We start from the raw sequence: 1,492 nt of genomic DNA on the forward strand, positions 1-1,492 counted from the left end.
TACTGCAGGGGGGACCCTGTGGGAGAGTAGGACGCCGCCGAACAATTATTCAGAAGAACCCCCATCCGGGATCCGGATGGGGGTTCTTCGCATTTCCGGACTGTCTCATCGGTCGGTGTCACTTCCTCCACTCGCAGGTGGTCCTAGGTCTACCTCGGGATTGGGGTGCCATGGCCAGTGTGGGTGATGGACGGTTCGTGAAGACTGATGGAGGACGATCGGTACCGGCATCAGGAGCTTCCCGTGACAACAGTGAGTCGTGCGAGCGGCACGTCCGTACGTGCGCAGGCCCGGGCCGCCTTCACGGCGGGCGGCGAGGGCCTGACACGACTGCTCGTGGTGTTGCTGTCCGCGGTGCCGGGGTTCGTGCTGCCGGTGGCGGCGGCCGTCCTCTCGGGGGTGATCGCGGCCCAGGTCCTCCAGAACTACTCCCCGGGGATCCTCGTCGCGCTGCTGGTGGCTGCGTTCGTCGGTTCCGTGGTCGCCGCCCACCTCGTCCGGAGCGTCGCCGACCGTACCCGCGGGCAGGTGGAACGCTGGTTCGGCATACGGCTGCCGTCCACCTACGAGCCGCGTCCGGAGCTGGAGTTGGACGGCCGCGGGCACTGGTGGACGGGTTACACGTACCACCGCTCGCGGACGGTGGCGAAGTACGTGCAGGTCGTCCACTGGGGCCTGCGGGACCGGACCACCCGGGGCGAGTTGCTCTGGATGCTGGTGAACCCGCTCCTTGTGGTGGCTCTGGCCGGCCCGCTGGCGGTTCTGTTCGGGTTGGGCGTCGCCTACGCCCTTTCCTCGCCGGTGCCGGCGGACGACTTCGGCCCGCTGAGCGGCCGGATGGCGTCCATGCTGCTGAGCACCGCGCTCGGGGCCGCCATGGTCGTCGGCGGCATACTCGTGGCACCGTTCGCGGTGCGGATGTACGCGGAGGCCGCCCGCCGGGTGCTGGACCAGGACGGCCGGGCGACGCGCGCCCAGCTGACCAGGCGGGTCGTCGAGTTGACCGAGACGCGGGCGGACGCGGCGGGCAGCCAGGCGGCCGAGCTGCGACGGATCGAGCGGGACCTGCACGACGGCGCCCAGGCGCGACTGGTCGCGATCGGGATGACGCTGGGCACCATCGAGCACCTGATGGACACCGACCAGGGGGCCGCGCGGGAGCTCCTGGCCGAGGCTCGCCAGTCCTCGGCCCGGGCCCTCCAGGAGCTGCGGGACCTGGTGCGCGGCATCCACCCGCCGGTGCTCGCCGAGCGCGGACTCGGCGATGCCGTCCGGGCCCTCGCGCTGGACAGCGCGCTGCCGACCGAGGTGTGCGTGAGCCTGCCGGACCGTCCGCCGGCGCCGGTGGAGGCCGCCGTGTACTTCAGCATCTGCGAGCTGCTGGCCAACGCGGCCAAGCACTCGGAGGCGGAGCAGGTCTGGGTGGACATCCTCTACCGGGCCGGCCTCCTGCGGATCACGGTGACGGACGACGGGGTGGGGGTGGCGGACC

General features: G+C 71.2%; 1 protein-coding gene. It reads left to right on the forward strand.

Going from position 1 to position 1,492, the window contains the following annotated elements:
• Positions 1–243: 243 nt before the first annotated feature.
• Positions 244–1,492, forward strand: a 1,249-nt coding sequence (locus ACIQOV_RS41080) for a sensor histidine kinase (RefSeq protein WP_401056207.1), incomplete at its 3' end; no start/stop codon positions are given.

This window comes from Kitasatospora sp. NPDC091257 (assembly GCF_044757675.1).
GTDB lineage: Bacteria > Actinomycetota > Actinomycetes > Streptomycetales > Streptomycetaceae > Kitasatospora > Kitasatospora lactacystinica.